The organism is Cryobacterium sp. Sr3 (assembly GCF_004402835.1).
Lineage (GTDB): Bacteria > Actinomycetota > Actinomycetes > Actinomycetales > Microbacteriaceae > Cryobacterium > Cryobacterium sandaracinum.
Genome location: NZ_SOFA01000004.1, coordinates 48,764 through 74,635 on the forward strand (window position 1 = coordinate 48,764; position 25,872 = coordinate 74,635).

The following is a 25,872-nucleotide window of genomic DNA, read 5'->3' on the forward strand; positions in this document are numbered from 1 at the left end:
CTAATGCGGCCGGTCGAAGTGCTCGAAGAACTCGTGGTCCTGCTGGACGAGTCCGGCCGCGAAATCGGCACGGCCCCGAAGCTCAGTGTGCACGACACAGACACCGCGCTCCACCTCGCTTTCTCCTGCCACGTGCTCAATCCGGCCGGCGAGGTTCTCGTCACCCGACGCGCCCTGTCGAAGAGAACCTGGCCGGGCGTCTGGACCAATTCCTTTTGCGGCCATCCGCTCCCGGGCGAGGAATTTCCCGCTGCCATCGAGCGGCGCGCGCTATTCGAGCTCGGACTCTCGATTGCGCACCTGACGGTCACCCTGCCTGACTTCCGCTACCGCGCCGTCGACAGCAGCGGCATCGTCGAGAACGAGATCTGCCCCGTCTACCTGGCCCGCGCCACCGGCGAACCCGTACCCAACCCGGACGAGGTCATGGAATTTGCCTGGGTGGAGCCGGCCGCCCTGCAGCGCTCGGTGCGGGACGCCCCGTGGGCGTTCAGCCCCTGGTTGGGGCTGCAGCTCCAGGAATTGACCAGTTTCGATGCATGAAATCCAGGCGCTCGGGGTAGGGACGGAGTTGCAGCGTTTTTTCGCCGCCGCCCGCCTGCGTGCCAGCGACTACGGCGAACATTATGTCGCGCTCTGGGACTCTCTCGAGCAGGCCAGCAGCGGCGGCAAGCGTGTGCGCCCCGCACTGGTGCTGGCTGCGTTCACCGGCCTCGGCGGCACCGACCTCACACTGGCCACTCCGGTCGCGGTCAGCTTCGAACTGTTGCACACGGCCTTCGTGATCCACGACGACGTGATCGACCACGACCTCGCCCGCCGCGGCGTGGCCAACATCGCCGGGCAGTTCACCGAGCGCGCCCTCGCCCACGGAGCCGGCGACCAGGCCGGGGCGTGGGCCGCGACGGCCGCGATCCTGGCCGGCGACCTGGCGCTGAGCGAGGCCCACCGCGCCCTCGCGATGCTGCCGGTCGAGCTCGAACTGCGCGGCCGCCTGCTCGACCTGCTCGATCGAGCGGTGTTCGTCTCCGCTGCCGGGGAACTGGCGGACGTCACCAACGCCGCGTCGAAGCATCCGCTCACGGTGGCCCAGGTCATCTCCACCCTGGAGCAGAAGACGGCGGTCTACTCGTTCGAGGCTCCCCTGCAGGCCGGCGCCATCCTGGCCGGCGGCTCGGCCGAGGCGATCGACGTGCTCGGCGCCTACGGCCGCCTGATCGGCGTGGCCTTCCAGCTGACCGACGACGTTCTCGGGGTCTTCGGCAACCCGGAGAAGACCGGCAAAAGCGTGCTCACCGACCTGCGGGAAGGCAAGCAGACGACCCTGATCGCCCACGCGGGCACCACCCGCGGCTGGCCAGAGATCGCCCCCTTCATCGGCAAGGCCGACCTCACCGAGGCGGAAGCGGACACCGTGCGCGGCCTGCTTCGTGACTGCGGTGCCCTGCAGGCAACGGATGAGCTGGCCACCGACCACTGCACTCGCGCCGTGGCCGCGCTCGACACGGCCGCCGTACCGGCGCCCCTGCGCGCGCTGCTCACCACCCTGGCAGGCACCGCCGTGAATCGCAGCCGATGAAACGTGACAGCCCCGAAGACCACACCGGCATCGCGAAGTACAACGCCGCGGCCCGGGCCAGCTCCGCCACGGTCATCGGCCACTATTCCACCTCGTTCGGCCTCGCGGCCCGTCTCCTCGAGCCGCGCGTGCGCAGCCAGGTGCGCACCATCTACGCCCTGGTCCGGGTCGCCGATGAGATCGTGGACGGCGCCGCAAGCCAGGCCGGCGTGAACGTGGACGGCCAGCGCGACCTGCTGGACGCGCTCGAACGGGAGACCAGCCAGGCGATGGGGTCGGGCTTCAGCACCAATCTGGTCGTGCACGCCTTCGCGGCGACCGCCCGGGAAGCCGGAATCGACACCAGCCTGACCACACCCTTCTTCGCCTCGATGCGCCGGGACCTCGACCCGTCGCCGTTCGACGCGGCCGGAGTGGCCGAGTACATCTACGGTTCGGCCGAGGTGATCGGGCTGATGTGTCTGCGCTGCTTCGTGCAGGACACGCGGTGCACGACCGATGAGCTCCAGGTTCTCGAGGCCGGTGCCCGGAGCCTCGGCGCGGCCTTCCAGAAGGTCAACTTCCTGCGCGACCTCGCCGCCGACCGGGACGCCCTCGGCCGCAACTACTTTCCCGGTGTGAACCTGCTGACCATGACCGAAACACAGAAGAACGAACTCCTCGACGACATGGACGCCGACCTCGACGCGGCGGCCCGCGTGTTGCCCATGCTCCCGGTGGGGAGCCGCCGCGCGGTCACCGCTGCACACCACCTCTTCGCCCGCTTGTCGGCGAAGCTGCGAGTCACCCCCGCGCGAGAACTGATGAGCGCCCGGGTACGGGTGCCGGATCCGGAGAAAATCATGATTGCACTCACCGCATCGTTCGGACCGGGAGCGTGGAAGCGATGAGCGCACCGACCAGGCACACCGTTGTCATCGGCGGCGGCATCGCCGGACTGGCCAGCGCCGCGCTGCTGGCCCGGGACGGCCACCAGGTCACCCTGCTCGAGGCGCAGGCCACCCTCGGCGGCCGGGCCGGCTTCTGGGACGTCGACGGCTTCCGGTTCGAGACCGGGCCGTCCTGGTACCTGATGCCGCAGGTGTTCGACCACTTCTACCGGCTGTTCGGCACATCCTCCGCGGAACAGCTCGACCTGACCCGCCTCGACCCGGGCTACCGGGTCTTCTTCGAGGGCACGACGGAGCCGGTGGACATCGCGGCCGAGCGGGCCGACAACATCCGTCTGTTCGAAAGCCTCGAACCCGGTGCGGGCGCGGCCCTCGACCGCTACCTCGTCTCGGCCAAAGAGACGTATGACATGGCAGTCAAACGGTTCCTGTATACAAGCTTCGCCTCCTTCACACCCCTGCTGGTTCCGGATGTCCTGAAGCGGCTCGGTCGGTTGGCCCGACTGCTGCTGCAGCCGCTGGACAAGTTCGTGGCCGGCTATGTGAAGGACCACCGTTTGCGCCAGATCCTCGGCTACCCGGCCGTGTTTCTCGGCTCCTCGCCCGACCAGACCCCGTCGATGTACCACCTGATGAGCCACCTCGACATGGCCGACGGCGTGCTCTACCCGCAGGGTGGGTTCACTCGGCTGATCGACAGCATCGCCGACATCGCGAAAGCTCAGGGCGTGACCGTGATCACCGAGGCGACTGTGACGGCGATCCACACCACCCCGGGCGCCGCAACCGCCGTCGCCGGGGTCAGCTATCGCACGGGCGACGGCACCAGTGTCACCCTCGACGCCGACACGGTCGTCTCGGCCGCCGACCTGCACCACACGGAGACCGAGCTGCTGCCGGCATCCGCGCAGACCTACCCCGAGCGCTGGTGGCAGAAACGCGTCTCCGGTCCGGGCGCCGTGCTCGTGATGCTCGGCATCAAGGGAGACCTGCCCGAGCTGAAACATCACAGCCTGTTCTTCACCAGGGACTGGGCCGAGAACTTCGGCCGTATCTTCGGCAAGAAGACCAGCGTGCCCTCGCCGGCCTCCTTCTACGCCTGTATGCCCAGTGCCACCGACCCGGGAGTCGCCCCTGAGGGCTACACGAACATGTTCCTGCTGGTGCCGATCCCCGCCGACCCGGGCCTCGGCCACGGCGGGATCAACGGCCAAGGCTCGGCCGCGATCGAGAAGATCGCGGATGACACCGTCAAACAGCTCAGCGACTGGGCCGGCATTCCCGACCTGGCGGAGCGGATCGTGGTGCGCCGCACGGTGGGACCCGGCGACTTCGCCGACGACCTCAACTCCTGGCGCGGTGGGGCCCTCGGCCCGGCGCACACCCTGCGGCAGAGCGCATTCCTGCGCGGCTCCAACGCCTCCGCGAAGGTCGACGGTCTGTTCTACGCCGGCGGAACCACCATCCCGGGCATCGGACTTCCAATGTGCTTGATCAGCGCTGAAATTCTCCTCAAGCGGATCAACTCGGACACGAGCACGGGACCGCTTCCGGAACCGCTGCCGGACTCCCTGCGGGCGCCGCTGCCGGAAGCCCAGTGACTTCGGCAGCACAGTGAATCCGGTAGTGCTGTGACGTTCGCGTATCTGCTGACCCTGCTTCTCAGCCTGGGGGCAATGGTGCTGCTCGACCGTCGCTTCCGGCTGTTCTTCTGGCGGAACCCGGTGCGAGCTGCCATCGTGCTCGGCGTCGGGTTGGTGTACTTCCTCGTCTGGGACCTCTTCGGAATCGGCCTGGGCATCTTCTACCGGGGCGAGACGACCCTGATGACCGGTCTGCAGCTGGCCCCGGAGCTGCCCGTGGAGGAGTTCTTCTTCCTCACCTTTCTCTGCTACCTCACCATGAACGCCGTGCAGGGGGCGCGCCTGCTGCTCGCCTCCCGGGCCGAACGGGCCGGCGTCGACGAGGGGAGCGACGGGTGACCTACCTGCTCCTGAACACCGTCTTCCTTCTGCTCGCCACGGCTGTGTTCCTCACGGCCGTGCGCCGCGGCCGGCTCTCCCGGCACAGCATCCGTGCCGCCGGGATCGCCATGGCCGCCGTGCTCGTGCTCACGGCCGTTTTCGACAGCATTATGATCGGGGTCGGACTGGTCGACTACGATCCCAGCCGCATCTTTGGATTGCGGATCGGCCTGGCCCCGATCGAAGACTTCGCCTATCCCGTTGCGGCAGCGCTCCTGCTGCCCGCGCTCTGGGCTCTGCTGGAAAGAAAACCGAATGACTGAGACTCGCACCCCACCGCTCTGGAAGACCCGGCAGGTGCTGCTCTCGTCACGGCCGCTGAGCTGGATCAACACGGCGTTCCCGTTTGCCGCCGCGTATGTGGTGACGACCGGCCGGGTGGACGCCTTGCTGCTGGTGGGCACCCTCTTCTTCCTCATTCCGTACAACCTGCTGATGTACGGAATCAACGACGTCTTCGACTACGAGTCCGACCTGCGCAACCCGCGCAAGGGCGGCGTCGAGGGAGCCATGCTGGACCCGGTCCTTCACCGCACGGTGCTCGTCTCCGGAATCGTGACGGCTGTGCCCATGCTGGTGGCGATGCTCGTCCTGGCCGGCGCGGAGCATCCGTGGTCATGGTTCATTCTGGCCGTGAGCCTGTTCGCGGTGGCCGCGTACTCCGTTCCGGGACTGCGGTTCAAGGAGCGCCCGATGGTGGACTCGATCACCTCGAGCACCCACTTCGTCAGCCCCGCCGTCTACGGTCTCGTGGTGGCCGGCGCCGTCGTGACGCCCGGCCTGGTTGCCCTGCTCGCCGCGTTCTTCCTTTGGGGCATGGCCAGCCACGCGTTCGGCGCCGTGCAGGACGTCGTGCCCGACCGGGAAGGCGGCATCGCCTCGATCGCGACCGCGCTCGGCGCCGCGCGGACCGTGCGCCTCGCGATCGCATTCTGGGCCCTGGCCGGACTGCTCATGCTTGTGACCGGCTGGCCCGGGCTGCTGGCCTCGGTGCTCGCGGTGCCCTACATTCTGGCGGCCTGGCCGTTCCGGTCGGTGTCGGACGAGCGGTCCGAGACCGCGAACGCCGGCTGGACGCGTTTTCTCTGGCTCAACTTCCTGACCGGATTCCTGGTGACCATGCTGCTGATCGCCTGGGGGAAGCTCGGGCCTTTCTAGGGTGCGGGCCGTTCGGGCCTGCGCGCCGTAGAGTCGAGGGATGGAGCCTCTGACCACCGCCCGTGTCGACAGCTGGACCTGGGCCGTGCGGATGTTCAAGACCCGTTCCCAGGCCACGGCCGCCTGCCGAGCCGGTCACGTCAAGGTGAACGGCGAGCGGGCCAAGTCCGCGCAGACCGTGCGGATCGGCGACGAGGTGCGGGTGCGCATCAGCGGTTTCGACCGCATCCTGGTCGTGTCGAAGATCATGGTCAAACGGGTCAGCGCGCCAGTCGCGGCGGAGTGCTTCGTCGACCAGACTCCCCCGCCGCCCCCGCGCGAGGAGGTGGCGCTCCTCCCGATGCGGGACCGCGGCGCCGGCCGTCCCACCAAGCGCGAACGCCGCGAGATCGACAAGCTTCGGGCGCCCGAGGTGCTGCCGCCTGGCCCCGACGACGAGTAGCGGCGTCCCGGCTCAGTCGTGGGTCAGGCCCGGCCGAGCTCGCGTGTCGCCGGATGTGCCAGATCACCGCCCGTGCAGCCGGGCGGTGCGGTTCGGACATTCACCCCTCGTTCTGGCTCTCCGCCGAAACGACGGTGGAATCGCAGCCAGACGGGCGCGACCAGGGTGGCGGCCTACCTGCCGTTCATGCCGCGCACGGCCGGGCCCGGCGGGGTGGAGGCCGAGCACAGGTAGAGCCAAGGAACCGGCGTCTTCCAAGATGCCGTCGACGATGCTCAGCTTCTCCGTCCGCTGGGCGCCGGCGGGCCGGCTTTCCCGCTCGGTGACGTGCACGCTCAGCCCGGTCCGGGCCAGGACGAGCGCCGCCTCCGGCCCGTGGGCCCGGCTCCAACCACGTCGACGTCAGGCACGGGACCTCCAGGCCAGGGTGATGGGGGCCACGAGCAGGCCGACCTCCGAGCGCACCCACCACTCTCGGGTCTCTCGGCGTTCGTCCGGAGTGGAGTAGCGGTAGCGGTAGACCCGGGCGCGCACGTAGCGGGGCGGGGCCTGCGGGAACGGGTTGACCCGCACCATCCGCAGCGTGGGTCGGTCGCCCTCGAGGAGGCGGGCCAGGAACATCTCGAACCAGCGGGTGCCCGGGTCGCCGAGCGCCAGGAACCACATCAGCCAGTCCAGGCGCAGGTGGTACGGCGCGAACTGGCGGGGCCGGTGCTCGGGGTCGCCGGGCTTGCCGCGGAATTCGTAGGCGCGCCAGCCCGTCTCGTCAGTCGGGTCGGCGGCGTCGCTGCCCTCGACGACCACCTCGTGGCGCTGCCGGGTGACCGTGCCGAACGCACCGTAGGCGTTCACCAGGTGGTACCGGTTGAAGCTCGCATTCATCAGTTGCCGGCGGGCGACCAGGTTGCGAAGCGGCCAGTAGCTGAGCACAAGGAGCAGGGAGGTGGCCAGGCTGACCACGATCACGAACCAGAGCGGGCCATCCGGTGCGGCCTCCCCGGCCGGCAGCCACGGCAGCACCGCGCGCAGCGTGGCGTCGTCGACGGCAGAGAAGGCCAGCACGATGGTGATCCAGTTCAGCCAGGCGAAGTTGCCGGTGAGCACCAGCCAGAACTGGCTGAGGATCACGATCAGGGCCGCGACGGATGCGACGGGCTGGGGCGCAAAGAGGAAGAACGGCACGACCAGCTGCGCGAAGTGGTTGCCAATCACCTCCCCGCGGTGGAACCACGGGGGCAGATGGTGTGCGAACCAACTGAGCGGGTTCGGCATCGGCTGCGTTTCATGGTGGTAATAGAGGGCGGTCAGGTCTCGCCACTCCCGGCCGCCGCGGATCTTAATCAGGCCGGCGCCGAATTCCAGCCGGAAGAGCAGCCAGCGGCAGAACAGGATCACGAAGAGCGGAGGGGCCACCTGCTCGGAGCCGAGGAAGGCCACCACGAAACCGGCCTCCAGCAGCAGACTCTCCCAGCCGAACGAGTAGAAGGATTGGCCGACGTTGACGATCGACAGGTAGCCCACGAAGAGCAGGAGGAAAGCGACCATCGGCAGCCAGGGCGGCCCGAGCTGCGGCAGGCCGGCCACGAGCGTGGCCGCCACGGCGGCGCCGGACCAGGCGAGGGAACGCAGCATCCGGTCGGAGTAATGCCAGTGGAAAATACTCGGCGACGCGCTGAACCTCACGCGGGCCACAAAACGGGCCACCGGGAGCAGGCCATGGTCGCCGAGCAGCGCGGGGAATTGGTTGACGGCCGAAACGAAGGCGATCAGGTAGCAGGCAGCCACCCCGCGCTGCAGCACCTGCCGCGCGATCTCGTATTCTCCGGCCCCGAACCAGTCCATTTGCGCACAATCTAGGCCTTCCCCGGCCTGGGTTCAATCGGACCGGCTGTAATCGGAGCCGCCCCCTTGACGGGGGAAACTAAACCGGTATAGCCTTTCTAAACCGGTTCAGGTTGGGTCGGCTGTCAATGAGGAGGCCCAGAAACGTGCCTGCGAACATTCCTGCCACCACCACCGTGAAGCCCACCGCTCAGTCCACCACGAAGTCCGCCGCGAAGTCGGTCGCGAACCCCCCAAAGGTCACCATCGAGGTGGTCGCCAAGCGGGCCGGCGTCAGCAAGGGCCTCGTCTCCTTCGCCCTCAACAACCGGCCCGGAGTCGCCCCCGAGACCCGGGTGCGCATCCTTCAGATCGCTAAGGAGCTGGGCTGGAAGCCGTCCCTCCGCGCCCGGTCGCTCTCCACGCAGCGGTCCTACGCGCTCGGCCTCGTGATCGCCCGCAACCCGGACGTGCTTGCCTCCGACCCGTTCTTTCCCTCCTTCATCGCGGGCGTCGAGAGCATCCTTGCCCCGGAAGGTCGCGCCCTCGTGCTCAGCGTCGTTCCCGACGAGGAGACCGAGTTGAAGACCTACCGCTCACTCGTGGCCGACGGGCGCGTCGACGGGGTCTTCCTCAGCGACCTCCGCCACGGCGACCCGCGCATCCCGCTCCTCGCCGAGCTGGGTCTGCCGGCGGTCACGCTCGGACGCCCCGACGGGCCCAGCCCCTTCCCCGCGGTGACCGTGGACGACACACCGGGTGTGATGGCATCCGTCGCTCACCTCGCCACCCTCGGCCACCGCCGCATCGCGCACGTCGCGGGCAGCTCGACGCTGCTGCACGGCAGCCGCCGGCGCGCGGCCTTCGCCGCCGCCCTGCGCGAGGCGGGCCTGCCGGAGGGGCAGACCGTCGAGACCGATTTCTCCGTGGGCGCCGGGTCAGATGCCACTCGGCGCCTCCTGACCCAGGACACGCCCCCGACTGCGATCGTCTATGCCAACGACCCGATGGCCATCGCCGGTCTCGGCATGGCGCACGAGCTGGGCGTGCGGGTCCCCGACGACCTCTCGATCACGGGCTACGACGACATCGACTTCTGCCGTTACGTCTACCCGCCCCTGACCACCGTCAGCGCAGCACCGATGGCGTGGGGGCGCGCGGCGGCGAGCACGCTTTTGGCCCTGATGGAGAACGGCTCGGCGGACGACGTGGACCTCCCGGCGGCCCGGCTCGTGGTGCGCGGGTCGACCGCCCCGCCCCACGGCTGACCCACAGCGCTGACACATGTTTACCGCAGCAAGGCTGCTGCGGGTTTCGAGAAATGGAGCACCACATGCACAGCAATGGAATGGCCAAGCGGATTCTCACCGTTACGGCGGCATCCGCCACAGTGGCCCTGGCACTGAGCGCTTGCGCGTCCGGGGGGACGACGGGTGACGCGGCCACCAACCGCGGGCCGATCACGATCTGGTACTCGAACAACGAAACCGAGATCGCCTGGGGCAAGCAGATGGTGGAGGCCTGGAACGCCGAGAACCCGGATGAAAAGGTGAAGGCGCAGGAAATCCCGGCGGGTAAGAGCAGCGAGGAGGTCATCGGTGCCGCCATCACGGCCGGCAACGCCCCCTGCCTCGTATTCAATACGGCCCCGGTCGCGGTGCCGCAGTTCGAGAAGCAGGGTGGTCTCGTCGACCTCTCCAGCTTTGAGGACGGCGCCGCCTACATCGAGGCACGCAGCGGCGACACGGCCGAGCAGTACCAGGGCGCCGACGCGAAGTACTTCCAGATGCCGTGGAAGTCCAACCCCGTCATGATCTTCTACAACAAGGACATGTTCACCGCCGCCGGACTCGACGCCGAGAACCCCCAGTTGGCCACCTACGACGAATTCCTCGCCACCTCGCGCACCCTCGTCGAGAGCGGCGCCGCGCCGAACGCCATCTACCCGGCCCCGACCAGTCAGTTCTTCCAGAGCTGGTTCGACTTCTACCCGCTCTACGCCGCCGAAACCGGTGGCACGCAGTTGATCGAAGACGGTGAGGCCACCTTCAACGACGAGGACGGCGCGAAGGTCGCGGAGTTCTGGAAGACCCTGTACGCCGAGGGTCTTGCCGGCAAAGAGCAGTACCAGGGCGACTCGTTCGCCGATGGCCAGGCCGCGATGTCCATCGTCGGCCCGTGGGCCGTGTCGGTGTACAAGGACGCCGTGAACTGGGGTGCGGTTCCCGTTCCCACCAGCGAGGGCACTCCGGCCGAGGAAACCTACACGTTCAGTGACGCGAAGAACGTCGGAATGTTCACGGCCTGCGAGAACCAGGCCACCGCCTGGGATGTGCTGAAATTCGCCACCAGCGAGGACCAGGACGGACAGCTTCTCGAGCTGACCGGCCAGATGCCGCTCCGCGAGGACCTCCCAACGGTGTACCCGGAGTACTTCGCGGCCAACCCGGCCTACGAGCAGTTCGGCGACCAGGCATCCCGCATGGTCGAGGTTCCCAACGTCTCCAGCTCGGTCGCCGCCTGGCAGGCCTTCCGCGACGCGTACACGAAGTCGGTCATCACCGGCGAGGGTGAGATCCCCGCCGCCCTCGACTCCGCCGCCGAGAAGATCAAAACCCTGATCTCCAAGCCGTAACGGATGTCCCAGTCAACCGCGAGTCGGACCGTCGCCGGGAGGAGCACAACTCCTCCCGGCGGGGGCCCCCGCCGCCGCAAACACCCCCTTCTGGGCAAGAACCCATTCGGGCTCCTGCTCAGCGCCCCCTACCTCATCTTCGTTCTGGCCGTCTTCGCCTACCCGCTGGTCTTCGCCTTCTGGATGTCGTTCCACGACTACTTCTTCGCAGCACCCGGCGCCGCTGTGGACCGGCCATTCGTCGGCCTGGACAATTTTCGGGAAGTGCTGGCCGACCCGGCCATCATCCGTTCCTTCGGCAACGTGGGAGTCTTCCTGCTGATCAACGTGCCGTTGACGGTCATCCTCTCGCTCATGCTCGCCACCGCCTTGAACAAGGCCGTGCGGTTCCGCACCTTCCTGCGCGTCGCCTACTACGTGCCCTACGTGACCGCGAGCGTCGCCGTCGTCGGCGTCTGGATCTTCCTGTTCAGCGGCAACGGCCTCGTGAACCAGATTCTCGGGCCGCTCGCGCCCGATCCGGCGTGGCTGATCAACGAGGACTGGGCCATGCCCACCATCGCGATCTTCGTGACCTGGAAGGGCCTCGGATTCTTCATTCTGCTCTACCTGGCCGCCCTGCAGAACGTGTCGGAGGAACTGTACGAGGCCGCTTCAACGGATGGCGCGGGCAGGATCCGAAGTTTCTTCTCGGTCACCGTGCCGGGCGTACGCCCGGCGACTGTGCTCGTGCTGCTGCTCTCGACGGTCACCGGCGCCAACCTCTTCACGGAGCCGTACCTGCTCACCGGCGGCGGCGGCCCGAACGGGGCATCCTCGTCACCCGTGCTGATGATGTACCAGCGCGGGATCGAACAGGGGTCGCCCGACACGGCGGCCGCGATCGGCGTCATCCTCGTGATCGGAGTTCTCATCCTCGCGTTCATCCAGCGCAAGCTTGCAGGCGGTGACGAATCATGAGCCGCGGGCAGAACATCCTGCGGGGTGTGGTGCTCACGGTCGGGGCGCTTGTGTTCCTGTTCCCCTTCTACTACATGGTCATCGGCTCGCTCCAGAAGGAACCGGACCCGACTGTCGCCGGCGCATTCCCGAACCCCGCCAACCTGACGCTCGACAACTACGGTGACATCAACAGCCGGATCAACCTGCTGCAGGGGCTGCTCAACTCGGGGATCTTCACGGGTGGCGTCATTCTCTTCACCGTGGTTTTCGGTGTTCTAGTGGGCTACGCCCTCGCCCAGCTGCAGTGGCGCGGACGCGGTGTCACCTTCGCTCTCGCACTGCTCGTGCAGGTCGTGCCGTTCCAGCTGCTGATGATCCCGCTCTACGTGATGATCGCCCGGGACTACGGACTGGCCGACAACTATCTGGGCATGATCCTGCCGTTCGCCATCAACTCGACTGCCGTGATCATCTTCCGGCAGTACTTCCTGCAGATTCCGAAGGATCTGTTCGATGCCGCCCGCATCGACGGCGCCGGCGAACTGCGGATCCTGCGGCGGATCGCCCTGCCTCTGGTGCGGCCGGCCCTGCTGACCGTCGTGCTGCTGACCTTCATCGGACCGTGGAACGAATTCCTCTGGCCGTTCCTGATCACCAAGGAAGCGTCCCTCCAGCCTCTCGCCGTGTCACTCGCCAACTACCTGAGCAATATCGCCGCCACAGCGGCGAACCCGTTCGGGGCGGTTCTCGCCGGGGCCTGCGTCCTGGCCGCCCCTGCTGTGATCCTGTTCCTCCTCTTCCAACGGCACTTCGTGTCGAACAATATCGGCTCCGGCGTGAAAGGTTAGAAATGCCCAACCCCACTGAATTCCCCTACACCCTGACCCGAATGGGCGTCATCATGACGCCCGAAGCGGGCAACGACCTCGAGGCCGAGGGGGTGCTGAACCCCGGCACGGGGCACTCTGCCGACGGAACTCTGTATCTGCTCCCCCGACTGGTCGCCACCGGAAACGTCTCCCGCGTCGGACTCGCAAAGGTCATCATCACCGACGGCGTACCCACGGGCGTCGAACGCGAGGGTGTCGTTCTTGCACCGGACCGCGGCTGGGAGCGCGGCGCGAACAACGCCGGAGTGGAAGATCCCAGGATCACCTTCGTTCCCCGGCTCGGCCTACACGTGATGACCTACGTCGCCTACGGCCCCCTCGGCCCGCGCACGGCCGTTGCCGTGTCCTCGGACCTGCGCGAGTGGCGCCGGCTCGGTCCGGCGCTGTTCGCCTTCGACGACACGCTGGACATGGACCTGAACCTGTTCCACAACAAAGACACCGTGTTCTTCCCGGAGCCGGTCGCCGGCCCGAATGGAGTCGAGTGCTTCGCCGTGCTGCACCGCCCGATGTGGGATCTGGGCGAGGTCAAGCCGGGTGAGGGCATCCGTGTTCCCGCCGGCGTCACCGACACCCGGCAGAGCATCTGGATCAGCTATCTGCCGGTCGCGGATGTGCTCGCCGACATCTCGAAGCTCACCTTCTGGAGCGGCCACCGTTTCCTGGCCGGGCCGGAGTTCGCGTTCGAAGAGCTGAAGATCGGCGGCGGCCCTGCCCCGTTGCGGGTGCCGGAGGGCTGGCTGCTGATGCACCACGGCGTCACCGGAACCATCGACGGCGCGTTCTCGCAGCAGCAGAAGGTGAACTACTCGGCCGGAGCGATGATTCTCGACGCGGACGACCCGACCATCGTGCTGAAGCGCACGTCGGAGCCGCTGCTCAAGGCGGAGACGCCCGATGAGATCAGCGGCATCGTGCCGAACGTGGTGTTTCCGACCGCGATCGAGGAGATCGCGGGGCAGCTGTTCGTGTTCTACGGCATGGCCGACTCGAAGATCGGCGTGGCGCGCCTGGATCGCGTGGGCTCGTAGGGGCTCAGGTGCTGGCGCTGGCGTGTTGAGCGCTTGAGCGCTTGTCCGTTGATGGCGGTCTCGGCGGGGCTCATCCCCGGGAGGCCGCCTTCGGCTTTCGTGGCGCAGGGTGTGGAAGCAGGCTCACCGCTGACGCTGCAAACGATCATCGGTGGCGCCGCGCGGCCAAACAGCCGGGCGGTTGAACAAAGATACGAAACTTTTATCCACAAAAGATGAGTGACACTCGACTACGTGTGCTCCTTAAGTTATCCTCATAACATGACGAACTCGCGGATGACCTCAGGCAGGCGGCCGACGCCGTCGCCCTGCTGGGCTCCTCGAGCGCCGACCTCGCGGCTCTTCCCGACGCCGAGGCTTTGGCCGGTCAGAAGCGGATCGCCTGCGCGCGCCGTCTGCTCGACACCTATGCCGCGTTGATGGCCGCAACCATCGCCCGCCGGTCCCGCCCGGAACTCGGCCACTCGGGGCTGGCCGCGCAGCAGGGGTTCCTCTCGCCCGAGGCCCTGATCCAGAACTGGACCGGCTCATCCAAAGGTGACGCGTACAAGCTCGTCGCGGTCGGCACGATGATGGCCGACACCAAGGCGGCCGACAAGCTGGTCGAATAGGCACTCTCGACGCTCTCGACGCCCGACGCCGACGCCGACGCCGATGCTGTCGACGTCGCGGCGTTCACCGCGAGGGTGCCCTGGCAGGCGCCGATCGCCCGGGGCGTCACCGCCGGCACGCTCTCGGTTGACGCGGCCGAGGCGATCCGGGCCGGGCTCGGCCAGATCGACGCGGCAGTCACCGCGGAGAAGCTCCGGGTGGCCCTCGCGGCGCTCCTCACCGAGGCACCGTCACTGAATGCCGACGAGGTCTTCAAACGGGCCCGCCGGATGCGCGACCGGCTCGATCAGGCCGGCATCACCGCCCGCGAGAAGCAGGCCCACGACGACCGCTACCTGAAGACCTACCGGCTGAGCAACGGCAACGTGCGCCTGAACGGGCTCTTCGCCCCCGAAGACGGCGAGTTCGTGCTCTCCACCTTCGACTCCATCACCAGCCCCCGCCGCGGCGGAGTGCGCTTCGTCGACCCGGAACGCGCCGTCTGGGCCCAAAAAAAGCAGGACGACCCGCGCAGCACCGAGCAGGTCAACGCGGACGCTGCCCGGCGGTGCGCGTGATCGTGACCGAGAAAGCCCTCACAGCCGAACCCGCCGAGCCGGGTGCCGCCGAACCCGCCGCTCACGGGCAGATCGAAGGCAACCCGGTCCCCATCTCGCAGGAAACCATCGACCGGGTGCTCTGCGACACCGGCACCCGCGGCACCAAGTTCGACGACATCGGCCAAATCATCAACGTCGGCCGTGACGAACGACTCTTCACCGAGAAACAACGCGCCGCGATGGGAGTGCGCGACGGCGGATGCCGGTGGGTCGACTGCGACCGATCACCAGCCTGGACCGAAGCCCACCACATCAACGACTGGCTCACCGACAGCGGAGACACCAACCTCGCCGACGGAGTACTGCTCTGCCACCCGCACCACCTACTGCTACACAACCAGCACTGGAAGATCACCCGCACCGGAACGCAACACTGGCTGCGGCCACCGGTGGAGAACGACCCGGAACAGACACTGATCGCACTGCCGAGCAAGGCGGTGGGGCTGTAGGGCGCGGCTCTCGTCCCGGGTCTTGACAGGCTCGACCACCGGGGGGGGCGGCGGCGGGGCGCGGCGGGGCGTGCTATTCGGCGGGCGGCGCGGTGGGAAGGAGGGCGAGGGTGGCCTTGAGGCGGGCCTCGGCGTCGTCGTCACCCTGACCCGCGAGACTCGCCGCGATGTTCGCCTCGGTCACGGCGCGGAGCACCTCGTCCCGCTGGATGCGCACGCCCCGGGGAGCGTCGACGCCGATCCGGATGCTGTCACCGCGCACGTCGAGAACGGTGATGACGATGTCGTCACCGATGAGGATCTTCTCCCCCTGTTTGCGTGTTAGAACCAGCACTCGTCCAGCCTAGCTTGACCGGTCGGGCCGGCCCGCGAGCCGTCGCCGCATTCCGGCCACGGTGCTGGCCTCGGCGGGGGCGCCGTCGACCCAACCGATGGGGATCTGCAGCTCATCGACGGTCTCAGGCGAGACGGTGTCGCCATAGCCCGTCACCGCGATCGCGTCGACGTGCACGCTCTGGGCAACCTCAGCCGCCCACCGGGCGGTGTCTGCGGGCTTGCGGCCGGCATCGACGACCAGCCAGACCTGCTCGGCACCGAGCGCGGCCACCAATGCGGCGTAGATGTCCGCCGTGGCCGGGTCGGCACCCAGACCGAAGGCCAGAATTCCGGTCTGTCCGAGCTTGACTCCCCTGGCCCGTGCCTCCAGCGCCGTGCGCCGGTCGAGGATGCGCGCGAGCCCGGCCGCGGCAGGCGCTCCGACGTCGATCGCGCCGGCCACGAGGACCTCAGCCGAACCATGCGCCACGGCCAGCTCCCGCGCAATCCGCACCGCGGCATCCTGCCACCCGACGACGAGAACGAGGTTTCCGACACCCGGGAGCGGCCGCGGCACCGCCGCTTCGGCGGCCGCCTGCTCGCTCTCTCTCAGCCGGGCGTCCCTGCGCCTGCCGCCCCCCTGGGCGGCCGCCGGGGCGGGGGTGGGCGGCGCGGGAGTGGGCAGCACCGGCGGGATGGGTTCCTGGGTGGCGAAGGTGAGTTCGTCCATCAGGCGGGCGAAGCCGTCCGTCGCGGTCGACAGGGGCGGGGAGGAGACGGGTGCCGCGGCCCGGGGAAAACCCGCTTCCGCCGCGTCGGCATCGTCGAGAAGCGCGGCGATGCCGAGCCGGGCCTGCACGTCGAGTCGGGAGTGGGCCGCGCGCCGCCGCCGCTCCGGCACCTCGACCGTGACCTCGATGTGCCGGCGGGCGAAGAAGCCCTTGATGCCGCCGACGGTGACCCGTTCGGCGGCCACGATGCGCGCATCCGCACCGTGCTCGGCGAGGATGCGTGCCTTCAGCTCCTGGAGGGATGAACCCTCAAGCTGAAATCGACTCGGTTCCACGTACCACTCCCACCGTTTCGATGGCCACGTTCGCCGAGGTGACCTCCTGATAGGACAGCACGGAGATACCGCCGGACTGCGCCGACACTAGTCGACGGATGGCCGGGCGCAGCGCCGGCGCGCAGACCAGCACCGCGGAGAGTCCGGCCGCTTCCACGTTGCCCAGCGCCTCCTTCAGCGACCCGAGAATGGCGTCGACCCGGTTCGGCTCCAACATGATCTGGGTGCCCTGGTCGGAGGGACGCATCCCCTCGAGCATGGACTGCTCCAAGGCAGGCTCGATCATGATCACCCGGAGCAGCCCGTCGTCGAGATACTGCGCTGTGAGAGCCGGGCCCAGCGCCTGACGGGCCGTCTCGATCAGGCCCTCCGGGTCATTCGACACCTTGGCGCGCAGGGAGAGGGACTCGTAGATGCGGGGCAGGTCGTTGATCGGGATCTGCTCCGCGAGCAGACCCTGCAGCACGCGCTGCACCTCGGCGAGGGAGAGCAGTCCGGGGATCAGATCCTCCACGGCGGACGGATTGACCAGCCGCACCCCCTCGGTGAGCACCCGCACGTCCTCGCGGGTGAGGAGCCTCGCCGCGTTGCCGGTGATGATCGAGGACAGGTGGGTGATGAGCACCGACACCCGGTCGATGACCGTGGCCCCGGTCATCTCCGCGCTGTGCCGCATCTCGCTGGGCACCCACTTGCCGGTGAGGCCGAACACGGGCTCCACCGTGGCCTGGCCCGGCAACGAGTCGAGGGCGTCGCCGAGGGCGAGCACCTTGCCGGCCGGGGCGACCCCGCGGCCGGCCTCCACGCCGGCGATCCGGATCGAATAGGTGGAGGAGGGCAGGTCCATGCTGTCGCGGGTGCGCACGGGCGGCACCACCACGCCGAGGTCGATGGCAACCTTGCGGCGCAGGGCACGCACGCGAGCCAGGAGGTCGTCCTGGGCTCCGGAGACAAGGTCGACGAGGTCAGGGGCCAGCAGGATCTCCAGGGCGTGCACCCGCATGGTTTCGATCAGGTCTTCTGGTGTGTCAGAGCGGGGCGCCATCGCCTCGGCGGCGACACCGGCATCCCGGCCCGCCTGGTCGCGGCTCTCCCCTGCCTTGATCCGGCGGGCGAAGAGGATCAGACCCAGCCCGATCACCACGAACGGGATGATCGGCATGCCCGGGATCAGGGCCATCAGGAGGGCCGCGCAGCCCGCGATCATCAGTGCGTTGCGGGACTGGGTGAGCTGGCCGGAGGCTGCCTCGCCGATGTCGGACTCCGCGTTGGAGCGGGTCACGATCATGCCGGTCGAGACCGCCATCAGCAGGGCCGGGATCTGCGTCACGAGGCCGTCGCCGATGGTGAGCAGGGAGTAGGTGCTCATGGCCTCGGTGACGGATAGTCCGAGCGAAATCATGCCGATCGCGATGCCGCCGACCAGGTTGATGATGATGATGACGATGCCGGCGATCGCGTCACCCTTGACGAATTTCGACGCGCCGTCCATGGCACCGTAAAAGTCCGCCTCGGCGGAGACCTCGGCCCGGCGTTCCCTGGCCTGCACGTCGGTGATCAGGCCGGCATTCAGGTCGGCGTCGATGGCCATCTGTTTGCCGGGCATGGCGTCGAGGGTGAACCGCGCACCGACTTCGGCGACGCGTTCGGCACCCTTGGTGACCACCACGAATTGGATCACGACGAGGATCAGGAAGATCACAGCGCCGATGATGAGCGACCCGCCCACGGCGACGTCGCCGAACGCGGCAATCACCTGCCCGGCGTAGCCGTCGCTGAGCACGAGCCGGGTCGAGGCCACGTTCAGGCCCAGCCGGAACAGGGTCGCGACGAGCAACAGCGACGGGAAAACGGAGAAATCGAGGGGCTTTTTGACAAACATCGTGGTCAGCAGTGTGACCAGCGCCAGGAGGATGTTGACGATGATCAGCACGTCGAGCAGCACGGCGGGCACCGGCACGACGAGCAGCAGGATGATACCGACAACCCCGACCGGCACCGCGAGTTTGGCGAGATTGCTGTTCATCGGTGGCCTCCGGCCGTCAGGACACGATCGTTGAGGGTGTGCACGCGGGAACCGCGGCCGGTGCGTTCGCCGGCTCCAGAGCCGCGAGACTTCAGCGCGAGCACGAAGGCGAGCACCTGCGCGACGGCGTTGTAGAGCTCCACCGGGATCTCGTCACCCAGCTGGCAGGCGCTGTGCAGTGCACGGGTGAGCGGGATGTCCCGCACGATGGGGACCCGGTCGGTCTCCGCCTGTTCCCGGATGCGCGCCGCGATCACTCCCGCTCCCGTGGCCACGACCCGGGGGGCGGACTTGCCCGGCTCGTAGCGGAGAGCGACGGCGAAGTGGGTGGGGTTGACCAGCACGACGTCGGACGTGGCGACGGCGGCGATCATGCGGTTGCGACTCATGGCGAGCTGCCGGGCCCGGCGCTGCGACTTCACCATCGGGTCACCCTCGGAACTCTTGTTCTCATCAGTGACTTCCTTCTTCGTCATGCGGGTGCGCTTGCGGTTGCGCTTCATCACGACGAACACATCCGCGGCGGCGAGTACCAGGCCGGCGATGACAGCCGACTGCACAAGAGCGGTCGCGCCGTCACTGGCCGCTCCGATCAGCACGGAGACGGGCAGTCCCCCGGCCGTCATCAGGATGGGAGCGAGCCCCTGCACCACGAGCACCAGCACGAGACCCACGGCGATGGTCTTGAGCAGCGCCGTGACGCCCTGCCAGACGGCCTGGCCGCCGAAGGTGCGACCGAGGCCGGTCACCAGGTTGAACTGCTCGTATTTTCCGGCGACCTTCTTGAAGTGCACGCCGCCCTGCGCCACAGCGCCCACGAGGACGACCACGAAGACCGTCGCGAGCATCGGGGTGAGGATGGTTCCCATCGAGGCCAGCGAGTCCACCAGCATCTGCACGGCGAGGTCCGGCTGCGGGTTGGCGACCAGGCTGCGAATACGGATCATCTGGTCGGTTCCGGCGTCCGCGGCCAGACCGATGGTGACGGGGGCCATGGCGGCGGCCGCGCCGATGCCGATCCACGCGGTCAGGTCCTGGGACTTGGAGAGCTGGCCCTTGGACCGCACCTCGCGCATCCGTTTGTCGGTGGCTTGTTCGGTCTTCTCACCGGAGTCGGACAGCTATCTCACCCCCAGCATGGTGGCGACGGCGTCGTCGGTCAGCGACGCGACGATGCGCGGCAGGGCCACGAACCCGGCGGCGCCCAGCGTGAACGTGATCAAAATCTTGAGCGGGAACCCGAGCGCGAACGCGTTGAGGGCCGGGGCCACCCGGGTGAGCAGGCCGAGGCCGACGTCGGCGAGGAACAGGACGACGATCAGCGGTCCGGCGATCTGCACGGCGGAGAGCAGCATTTGGCCGACCGCGACTGTGATGGTCTGCATCGGCACCGCGAGGTCGATGCCGCCCCCGATCGGCAGGGCCGCGAACGTACGCGTGATGCCGCCAAGGATCAGCTGATAGCCGCCCGAGGCGAATAGGAGCGCCAGCGCGGTCATCTGGTACAGCCGCGTGAACTGGGCACCGTTGACCATGGCCTGCGGGTCGAAGCCCTGAGCGAGCTGGAAGCCGCCGAACATGTCGATCAGGTTGCCGGCGGACTGGATGGCGGAGAAGACCACGAGCACGAGGAAGCCGAGCAGGCCGCCGACCACGATCTCGAGGAGCAGGGCGGCGAAGAAACCGCCGGTGTCGGGCGAGACCCAGCCCGGCGTGACCCGAGGCGAAACCGCCAGGGCCAGGCCGAGGGCGAGCATGCCCTTGATCCGCAGGGGGAACGCGTTGTAGGAGAACGGCGGCGCCACGATGAGGAACGCCACCATCCGCACGCCCGCGAGCATGGTGGCTTCGATCCAGGCGAAGTCAAGGGTGATGTTCATCAGCCGCCACCGATGAGGCCGGGGATCTTGGCGAAGAGCATCTCCGTGAAGGACACCATCTCGGAGATCATCCAGTGCCCGGAGATGATCAGCGCCACAGCCACGGCGATGGCCTTGGGCACGAACGACAGCGTCACCTCCTGGATCTGGGTGATCGACTGCAGCAGGGAAATGGCGAAACCGACGACCAGGGCGGTGATCAGGATCGGCGCGGACAGTTTGCCGGCGATCAGGATGCCCTGCAGTCCGATGTCGAGGACGGCGTTGGTGTCCATCAGCCACCCCGGTAACTGGAGACGAGGGTCGTGATGATCAGACCCCAGCCGTCGACGAGTACGAACAGGAGGATCTTGAACGGCAGCGAGATCATCACCGGCGGCAGCATCATCATGCCCATCGACATCAGCGCCGCGGACACGACGAGGTCGATCACCAGGAACGGCACGAAGATGACGAACCCGATGATGAACGCGGCACGCAGCTCGGAGATCATGAACGCCGGGATCAGCGTGAGCAGCGACACGGCCTCGCGGGTCTCCGGGTTCGGCTGATCTGCGGCCCGGGTCATCAGGGCGAGGTCCTCCTCCCGGGTGTGCGCGAGCATGAACGTGCGTAGCGGCTTCGAGCCGAGTGTGACGGCGTCGTCGAAGGACATGGTGCCGTTCAGGTACGGCTGCAGGGCGCCGTCGTTGATGTCGGTGAGGATGGGCGACATGATGAACAGCGACAGGAACAGGGCCAGGCCGGCCAGCACCTGGTTCGGCGGGATCGACGGCAGCGCGAGCGCGTTGCGGGTCATCGCGAGCACAACGAAGATCTTCGTGAAGCTGGTCATCATCAGCAGCAGGGCCGGCGCGACCGACAGCAGGGTGATCCCGATCAGGGTCACGATCGCCGAGGACGGTTCGCCGTTCGGGCCGTTGATCTGCACGTTGAGCCCGCCGCCGCCCGGTTCCGTCGGGGTGACCGGGTCGGTCGGCGTGACCGGATCGGTCGGGGCGGCATGGCCCGCCGGCGCCACGAGCAGCACGAACGCCACGACGATCACGAGCACGAGGGCCGCCATCATCAGGTACCGGGCGATGTCCCGGCTTCGATCCGGGCGCACGGCCGCGAGTGTCACCGGCCCTGCCGGAGGGCGGCAGCGGTCTGCTGCCAGGTGGCGGGAGACAGGATCGACCCGCCGATCCGGCCCGGAATGGCGCGGTCCCGGCGCCGCCGGAGGATGAGCGGCGGCGTGAGTTCCTCGCCGTCGTGAGTGGCGCCGGCGTGCGCGGCGTGCGTTGCCTGGTCGAGCTCGCGGGCGAAGTCGGCCGCGGCGTGGTGCGCGCGGCGTCCGGGAAGGGTAGCGGTGAGGGGCACCGGGAGGGGCGCCGGGAGGGGCGCCGGGAGGGGCGCCGCGGCATCCGTCGGTGCCTGACCGTCGTGCAGCACGCTGACCGACTGCTCGGTCACGCCGAGCACGAACCGGCGGCCCTCGATGTCGACGACGACGACGGATGCCTTCTGGCCGACGCCCTGCCGGCCCACCACGGTGACCAGGTTCGGGGTGCGGCCACCGAGGGAGCCCTTCGTCAGCTTGCGCTGGAGCACCCAGAGCAGCCCCAGCACGGCGGCCAGGGACAGCGCCACCCGGAGCGCGACCAGGGTGGTTTCCACCTAGGTCAGGCTCTCGGCCACATCGAGGATCTGGGTGATCCGCACCGCGTAGTCCTGGTCGACGACCACGATCTCGCCGTGCGCGATCAGCCGGCCGTTGAGCAGGATGTCCGCGGGAGCCCCGGCGGACCGGTCGAGTTCGATGACGGCACCCGGTTCGAGCGAGAGCACGTCGCGCACCGACATGCGGGTACGCCCGATTTCCACGGTCAACGACATCTGCACACTGTTGATCCGGCCGAGCTTGCCGGACACGGACTGGCTGGACCTGGCCGCACCGTTGGAGACGCCGTTGTCACGCAGCCGCACGGCGAACCAGCCGGTGATCTGGCCGTCGCCGGACAGCTCGAAGACGCTGGTGGCAGGATCCGCGAACAGGGCCGTGGCGTCGTCGGACCGGGTGTCCCCCAGGACCCCGATCCCGAAGACGCCGGACGCGCTCTCCAACGCCGGGCGCAGCACGTCCTGACGGGAGATCAGCGAGGAATCGAGGCCGGACGCGGAGTCGAGGGCGGCCGGGTCCGCAAGCACGACGGCGAGATCCGCGGAGGTGACGCCGACGAAGGAGGCGACCGCGGCGGTGCCGAGCCGGCCGGCGAGGGCGGCACCGGAGCAGGACTCGGCCCGGAGCCGCGTCACGGTGGGGAGCACGTCCAGCAGGGCCTCGACGGCCGCCGTCTGCACGGCGATGGGGATGACGGTCATGGGGTGGACTCCTCGGTGTCGATGACGATGCAGGCCAGTCGGGAGCCGTTGGAACCGACGGCGGCGCGGGCGAGCGTGTGGCCGTCGACGACCACGTCGAGCGGGCGGTGCTGGGGGTGCGGAAGGGGCAGCACATCATTCACGGCAAGACCCAGCACGACGCTGGGCAGAACCAGCGCGGGCGTCAGCTGCAAGGAGACATCCACCGGAACCTGGGCCAGCTGGCCGCGCAGCAGCTCGGCCGGGTCGGCACTTCCGGTCTCCGGAGCCGACTCGACGAGTTGAGGCAACAGTGCCTCCGCCGGAAGGGCGACCGTGGCGGCGCAGGATGCGTCGCCGATGCGCATCGTGAAGCTGGCGACGATCATCAGGTCGGCGGTGGCCGCGGCCTGGGCGAACTGGGAGTTGTACTGGATGCCGCCGACGGTGATCGTGTGCACGAGCAGGGAACCCAGCGAGTAACGCAGGTCCTCGAGGGCGTCGTCCATGAGCCGGCGCACCAGGGCCAGCTCGATCTGGGTGAACGCCCGTTCCGGCGGCATGGTGACCGCGGTTCCGCCCAGCATGTGGCTCACCCAGGACAGGGCCGCGGAGGTCGGGAACTGCACGACGGCTTTCGCGGGGATGCCACTCACCGGGCAGAGCACCATGGCGGTCGTGGCAGGCAGCGACGACGCGTATTCGTCGTAGGTGCGCATGAGCACGTGGTCGCATTTCACCTGGGACATGACGCGCACCTTGGCGGTGAGCTGGGTGCCCCACTGGCGCGCGAAGGTTTCGAAGGCGAGTTCGAGCACCCGGGAGTGCTCGCGGGCGAGCGTTGTCGGGCGACGAAAGTCGTACACCTCGACCGTGCGCTTCGCCGAAGCGGGCACACCAATCACTGCTTGTTCCTGGACCGTCACGGTGAGGACTATCGGTCAGGGCAAACGGATGGTTAGCAGCTCAGTGTGCTTTTTCCGCGTCTTTGTCGACGTCGGTTCCCGCGGTCTTCGTGGTTTTCGTCTTTTCCGTGGTATTCACGGTTTCCGTGGTTCCCGTGTCTTCAGCAGGTTCCGTGCCGGCGGCGGTGAAACCCGAGACGATGTCGGGGATCAGCGTGCGCACCGCCTCCGGCTGGCTGGAGAGGAGCACCACGTCGACCCGTCGGTTCTGCGCCTGGGCCGCCAGATCGGCTCCCTCCGCGACCGGCCGGGCCGAGCCGTAGCCGACGGCGGAGACCCGTTCCTGACCCACGCCGCCGAACTCGACCAGGCGGCGGAGTACGGCGGTCGCCCGGCCGGCGGATAGCTCCCAGTCGGTGGGGTAGTTGGTGGTGACGCCGTGCCGGTCGGCGTGGCCCTCCACTTTCACCTCGCGGGTGTTGGCGGAGAGGATCGGCGCCACGGCGTCGAGGACCTGCACGGCTTGGCGGCTCAGGTTGGCGAGGTTGGGTTCGAAAAACGCCTCGGAGCCGATCAGCCCGATGACCAGGCCGCGGTCGTCAATGGTGAACTGCACCTCCTGGGCCACGCCCTGGGCATCCACTGCGGCCTGCAGGGCGTCCCTCACCGCGGTGAGGTCCGTGACCTCTGCCGCCGCGAGGTCGATGTCGGTGAACCCGGTCACCTCGGACTGGGCGACCTTGTCCTTGGTCACGACCACGCCCTTGGCCGTGTCGACCTTACCGACGTCGGTGGCCCCGAACCCGGTCGCGAGCGAGTTCTTCAGCTGCAGAAACTTCTCCTGGTCGACGGAAGACATCGCGAACAGCACGATGAACATGCACATCAGCACGGTGACCATATCCATGTACGACGCCATCCACCGCTCGTCGACGTGCTCGACGTGCTCCTCCTCGAGGCCCCGCCTGCGGCCGTGCCCGCGTCCGTGCCCGCTCATGCGGCCTTCGGCAGGGACGTGTCCGCCTTGTCCGCCTTGGGGCCCTTGCCGGGTTTGCCCGGTTTGCCTGGTTTGCCTGGTTTACCTGCCCTGGCGGAGGCCGGCGCGGGCACCATGGCGCGCAGTCTCTCGCCGAGGAGCCGAGGCTGGCTGCCTGCCTGCACGGCCAGCGCACCCTCCAGGAGCAGGGTCATCCGTTCGACTTCGATGTCGCTGAGGCGCTTGAGCCGGCTGCCGATCGGCAGCCAGAGGAAGTTGGCCGTGAGCAGGCCCCACAGGGTCGCGACGAACGCGGCCGCGATCATCGGGCCGAGGGTGGACGGGGTGTCGAGGTTCTCAAGCACGTGCGTGAGCGAGACGACGGTTCCGATGATGCCGACCGTGGGCGCGTAGCCGCCGAGGCTGGTGAAGAACTTGGCAGCGTTGCGGCTCTCCTTGGTAGCGGTCGCGAGCTCGTCTTCCAGCAGGATGCGCAGTTCATCGCCGTCGGTGCCGTCGGCGATGTTCTGCAGGGCACCACGCAGGAACGGGTCGGCGACGTTGTCAGCCTCCTGCTCGAGGGCGAGCAGACCGGAACTGCGCGCCTTCTCGGCCAAGCCGACGACCTGGTCGATGACCTGCTGCGGCGGGGTGGTCTTGCCGATGAAGGCGGCGGGCACGGCTTTGAACGCGGAGATCGCGTCCCTGATCGTGCCGCCGGCGATGCCGACCGCGATGGTGGCGCCGAACACGAGAATCATCGGTGCCGGCAGAAGGATCGAGTGCAGGCTGCTGCCTTCGAGGGTGATCATGGCGAAAAGTGAGCCGAAGGCGATGGCGATTCCGACCAGGGTTGCCGGATCCATCAGAGCCTCCGCGGGCGGGCGGGAACAGTGCTGCCCGGTTCGATGATTTCCTCGATCGCGTGCGGCCCCTCGACGATTTCGAGCGAACGGATGCCCGGCCGGTAGTCGGCATCCGGCGTCAGGTAGGCCAGCGAGATCACATGGGCCCGGAACCGGGCGATCTTCTCGATGACGTCGTCGAGGGTCTCCGTGACGATGAACTTGGCGCCGTCGACCATGACCAGCGTCGTGTCAGGGCTCGCGTGAATGCGCTCGATCAGGTCCGGGTTGATCGCGAACTGGCTGTTATTCAGCCGCGTCACAACGATCATGATGTCCACCCCGGGTTCAGAACGGTTCCAGCAACCGTTACGCCTCACTGTCGGCCGCCCGGCCGGGCGCGTTAGCTGCCGGCCGCATCGAGCCCGTGACCTGACCTGGAAA

The 25,872-nt window shown here is 68.1% G+C and carries 30 protein-coding genes; 16 read left to right on the top strand and 14 right to left on the bottom strand.

All coding sequences use genetic code 11. The features are described 5' to 3' along the window. The first annotated feature begins 3 nt into the window (after positions 1 to 3). The 8 genes from idi to E3N94_RS01255 are packed head-to-tail and all read left to right on the top strand — an operon-like array spanning position 4 to position 6,093. A complete protein-coding gene (gene idi, locus E3N94_RS01220; protein ID WP_134419391.1) occupies positions 4 to 543 on the top strand; it encodes an isopentenyl-diphosphate Delta-isomerase in 540 nt (179 codons plus the stop codon). Continuing rightward, complete coding sequence (locus E3N94_RS01225; protein ID WP_104099327.1) at positions 536 to 1,579, top strand: polyprenyl synthetase family protein; 1,044 nt, start codon at positions 536 to 538, stop codon at positions 1,577 to 1,579. Before idi ends, E3N94_RS01225 begins: the two co-directional genes overlap by 8 nt. Further along, positions 1,576 to 2,469, top strand: coding sequence for a squalene/phytoene synthase family protein (locus tag E3N94_RS01230; RefSeq protein WP_134419392.1), 894 nt, complete (start codon positions 1,576 to 1,578; stop codon positions 2,467 to 2,469). The genes E3N94_RS01225 and E3N94_RS01230 overlap by 4 nt, the downstream gene beginning before the upstream one ends. Next, positions 2,466 to 4,070: a phytoene desaturase family protein gene (gene crtI / locus E3N94_RS01235; protein ID WP_134415187.1), complete on the top strand. Its 1,605-nt coding sequence runs from the start codon at positions 2,466 to 2,468 to the stop codon at positions 4,068 to 4,070. Before E3N94_RS01230 ends, crtI begins: the two co-directional genes overlap by 4 nt. A gap of 30 nt (positions 4,071 to 4,100) precedes the next feature. Continuing rightward, positions 4,101 to 4,451 (top strand): lycopene cyclase domain-containing protein, encoded by a 351-nt coding sequence (locus E3N94_RS01240; protein ID WP_134400873.1) that lies wholly within the window; start codon positions 4,101 to 4,103, stop codon positions 4,449 to 4,451. Further along, entirely contained in the window at positions 4,448 to 4,756 is a 309-nt protein-coding gene (locus E3N94_RS01245) for a lycopene cyclase domain-containing protein (protein ID WP_104099323.1), read from the top strand. Before E3N94_RS01240 ends, E3N94_RS01245 begins: the two co-directional genes overlap by 4 nt. Further along, positions 4,749 to 5,651 carry a prenyltransferase gene (locus E3N94_RS01250; RefSeq protein WP_134400872.1) on the top strand — a complete coding sequence of 301 codons (903 nt, stop codon included), beginning with the start codon at positions 4,749 to 4,751 and terminating at the stop codon, positions 5,649 to 5,651. The genes E3N94_RS01245 and E3N94_RS01250 overlap by 8 nt, the downstream gene beginning before the upstream one ends. A 40-nt stretch (positions 5,652 to 5,691) precedes the next feature. After that, positions 5,692 to 6,093 carry an RNA-binding S4 domain-containing protein gene (locus tag E3N94_RS01255; protein ID WP_104099321.1) on the top strand — a complete coding sequence of 134 codons (402 nt, stop codon included), beginning with the start codon at positions 5,692 to 5,694 and terminating at the stop codon, positions 6,091 to 6,093. A 402-nt stretch (positions 6,094 to 6,495) separates the two neighbouring features. Here the strand turns inward: E3N94_RS01255 and E3N94_RS01260 are convergent, their stop codons facing one another. Continuing rightward, on the bottom strand, positions 6,496 to 7,935 hold the full coding sequence (locus E3N94_RS01260) for a lipase maturation factor family protein (protein WP_104099320.1): 1,440 nt from the start codon (positions 7,933 to 7,935) through the stop codon (positions 6,496 to 6,498). A 146-nt stretch (positions 7,936 to 8,081) separates the two neighbouring features. Here E3N94_RS01260 and E3N94_RS01265 point away from each other — a divergent pair, with 146 nt between their 5' ends. The 8 genes from E3N94_RS01265 to E3N94_RS01300 all read left to right on the top strand — a co-directional run bounded on the left by E3N94_RS01265 (position 8,082) and on the right by E3N94_RS01300 (position 15,072). Then, entirely contained in the window at positions 8,082 to 9,182 is a 1,101-nt protein-coding gene (locus E3N94_RS01265; protein WP_241987030.1) for a LacI family DNA-binding transcriptional regulator, read from the top strand. A gap of 80 nt (positions 9,183 to 9,262) precedes the next feature. Then, on the top strand, positions 9,263 to 10,549 hold the full coding sequence (locus tag E3N94_RS01270) for an extracellular solute-binding protein (RefSeq protein WP_104099318.1): 1,287 nt from the start codon (positions 9,263 to 9,265) through the stop codon (positions 10,547 to 10,549). 3 nt (positions 10,550 to 10,552) lie between these two features. Beyond that, positions 10,553 to 11,509: a sugar ABC transporter permease gene (locus E3N94_RS01275; RefSeq protein ID WP_104099317.1), complete on the top strand. Its 957-nt coding sequence runs from the start codon at positions 10,553 to 10,555 to the stop codon at positions 11,507 to 11,509. Further along, positions 11,506 to 12,339, top strand: a complete 834-nt coding sequence (locus E3N94_RS01280) for a carbohydrate ABC transporter permease (RefSeq protein WP_104099316.1) — start codon at positions 11,506 to 11,508, stop codon at positions 12,337 to 12,339. The genes E3N94_RS01275 and E3N94_RS01280 overlap by 4 nt, the downstream gene beginning before the upstream one ends. Positions 12,340 to 12,341: 2 nt before the next feature. Then, on the top strand, positions 12,342 to 13,412 hold the full coding sequence (locus E3N94_RS01285; RefSeq protein WP_104099315.1) for a glycosidase: 1,071 nt from the start codon (positions 12,342 to 12,344) through the stop codon (positions 13,410 to 13,412). 359 nt (positions 13,413 to 13,771) lie between these two features. Then, a complete protein-coding gene (locus E3N94_RS01290) occupies positions 13,772 to 14,023 on the top strand; it encodes a hypothetical protein (protein WP_134569643.1) in 252 nt (83 codons plus the stop codon). A gap of 75 nt (positions 14,024 to 14,098) precedes the next feature. After that, positions 14,099 to 14,581, top strand: a complete 483-nt coding sequence (locus E3N94_RS01295; protein ID WP_134569644.1) for a DUF222 domain-containing protein — start codon at positions 14,099 to 14,101, stop codon at positions 14,579 to 14,581. Beyond that, positions 14,572 to 15,072 carry a hypothetical protein gene (locus E3N94_RS01300; protein ID WP_206750946.1) on the top strand — a complete coding sequence of 167 codons (501 nt, stop codon included), beginning with the start codon at positions 14,572 to 14,574 and terminating at the stop codon, positions 15,070 to 15,072. Before E3N94_RS01295 ends, E3N94_RS01300 begins: the two co-directional genes overlap by 10 nt. Positions 15,073 to 15,145: 73 nt before the next feature. On the opposite strand, the gene csrA is transcribed toward E3N94_RS01300, so the two are convergent. From csrA to E3N94_RS01365, 13 genes are all read right to left on the bottom strand, one after another. After that, the gene (gene csrA, locus E3N94_RS01305) at positions 15,146 to 15,406 is read right to left on the bottom strand and encodes a carbon storage regulator CsrA (RefSeq protein ID WP_104099312.1); all 261 of its coding nucleotides are present in this window, start codon (positions 15,404 to 15,406) and stop codon (positions 15,146 to 15,148) included. Between the two features lie 9 nt (positions 15,407 to 15,415). Continuing rightward, a complete protein-coding gene (locus E3N94_RS01310; protein ID WP_134569646.1) occupies positions 15,416 to 16,453 on the bottom strand; it encodes a hypothetical protein in 1,038 nt (345 codons plus the stop codon). Continuing rightward, positions 16,428 to 18,479, bottom strand: coding sequence for a flagellar biosynthesis protein FlhA (locus E3N94_RS01315; RefSeq protein ID WP_104099310.1), 2,052 nt, complete (start codon positions 18,477 to 18,479; stop codon positions 16,428 to 16,430). Before E3N94_RS01315 ends, E3N94_RS01310 begins: the two co-directional genes overlap by 26 nt. After that, positions 18,476 to 19,600, bottom strand: coding sequence for an EscU/YscU/HrcU family type III secretion system export apparatus switch protein (locus E3N94_RS01320; protein ID WP_104099309.1), 1,125 nt, complete (start codon positions 19,598 to 19,600; stop codon positions 18,476 to 18,478). The genes E3N94_RS01315 and E3N94_RS01320 overlap by 4 nt, the downstream gene beginning before the upstream one ends. Beyond that, entirely contained in the window at positions 19,601 to 20,359 is a 759-nt protein-coding gene (locus E3N94_RS01325) for a flagellar biosynthetic protein FliR (protein ID WP_104099308.1), read from the bottom strand. It lies immediately after the preceding gene. Next, positions 20,359 to 20,634: a flagellar biosynthesis protein FliQ gene (fliQ, locus tag E3N94_RS01330; RefSeq protein WP_104099307.1), complete on the bottom strand. Its 276-nt coding sequence runs from the start codon at positions 20,632 to 20,634 to the stop codon at positions 20,359 to 20,361. The genes E3N94_RS01325 and fliQ overlap by 1 nt, the downstream gene beginning before the upstream one ends. Next, a complete protein-coding gene (gene fliP, locus E3N94_RS01335) occupies positions 20,634 to 21,428 on the bottom strand; it encodes a flagellar type III secretion system pore protein FliP (RefSeq protein ID WP_174722128.1) in 795 nt (264 codons plus the stop codon). The genes fliQ and fliP overlap by 1 nt, the downstream gene beginning before the upstream one ends. Positions 21,429 to 21,478: 50 nt before the next feature. Then, on the bottom strand, positions 21,479 to 22,018 hold the full coding sequence (locus E3N94_RS01340) for a flagellar biosynthetic protein FliO (RefSeq protein WP_134372856.1): 540 nt from the start codon (positions 22,016 to 22,018) through the stop codon (positions 21,479 to 21,481). Further along, on the bottom strand, positions 22,019 to 22,723 hold the full coding sequence (fliN, locus tag E3N94_RS01345; protein WP_104099304.1) for a flagellar motor switch protein FliN: 705 nt from the start codon (positions 22,721 to 22,723) through the stop codon (positions 22,019 to 22,021). Then, positions 22,720 to 23,598 carry a flagellar motor switch protein FliM gene (locus tag E3N94_RS01350; RefSeq protein WP_241980646.1) on the bottom strand — a complete coding sequence of 293 codons (879 nt, stop codon included), beginning with the start codon at positions 23,596 to 23,598 and terminating at the stop codon, positions 22,720 to 22,722. The genes fliN and E3N94_RS01350 overlap by 4 nt, the downstream gene beginning before the upstream one ends. A 70-nt stretch (positions 23,599 to 23,668) precedes the next feature. Next, positions 23,669 to 24,604, bottom strand: a complete 936-nt coding sequence (locus tag E3N94_RS01355; RefSeq protein ID WP_134372850.1) for a flagellar motor protein MotB — start codon at positions 24,602 to 24,604, stop codon at positions 23,669 to 23,671. Continuing rightward, positions 24,601 to 25,449, bottom strand: a complete 849-nt coding sequence (locus E3N94_RS01360) for a MotA/TolQ/ExbB proton channel family protein (protein WP_134372847.1) — start codon at positions 25,447 to 25,449, stop codon at positions 24,601 to 24,603. Before E3N94_RS01360 ends, E3N94_RS01355 begins: the two co-directional genes overlap by 4 nt. Next, positions 25,449 to 25,760 (bottom strand): flagellar FlbD family protein, encoded by a 312-nt coding sequence (locus E3N94_RS01365; protein WP_104171347.1) that lies wholly within the window; start codon positions 25,758 to 25,760, stop codon positions 25,449 to 25,451. Before E3N94_RS01365 ends, E3N94_RS01360 begins: the two co-directional genes overlap by 1 nt. Positions 25,761 to 25,872 lie beyond the last annotated feature (112 nt).